Genomic DNA, 445 nt, shown 5'->3' with positions numbered 1-445 from the left:
CACGCCCGTAGTCGCGTGCCAGGGTGAGGAAGCGTGCCATGTTGTCCTGCTCGCGCTTCATCTGCGTGTTGTGCAGGCAGGCATAGCCTTCGCGGCCGCCCCAGAACACGTAGTTTTCGCCGCCGAGTTCGACGGTGGCATCGATCGCGGCCTTGACCTGCACCGCTGCACGCGCCACCACGTTGAAATCTGGATTGGTGGACGCACCATTCATGTAGCGCGGGTGCGAGAACAGATTTGCCGTGCCCCACAACAGCTTGACGCCGGTGTCGGCCTGGCGCTGCTTGGCGATGCCCACCATGTGCTTGAGGTTGCTCTCGTACTCACCGATGTCATCGGCATCCGGCGACAGGTCGATGTCGTGGAAGCAGTAATACGGCACGCCGAGCTTGGTGAAGAATTCGAACGCGGCATCGGCCTTGGCTTCGGCACGATTGAGTGCGGT

1 pseudogene is annotated in these 445 nt (G+C 61.8%); it reads right to left on the bottom strand.

The annotated features are described in order from the left end of the window. Positions 1–445, bottom strand: a pseudogene (locus XcyCFBP4188_RS22350) (xylose isomerase); the annotation flags it as partial.

Source organism: Xanthomonas hortorum pv. cynarae, assembly GCF_002939985.1.
GTDB classification, from domain to species: Bacteria; Pseudomonadota; Gammaproteobacteria; order Xanthomonadales; family Xanthomonadaceae; genus Xanthomonas; species Xanthomonas hortorum_D.
Note: the sequence above shows the minus strand (reverse complement) of the source record. Positions and strands in the feature narration are given on the sequence as shown.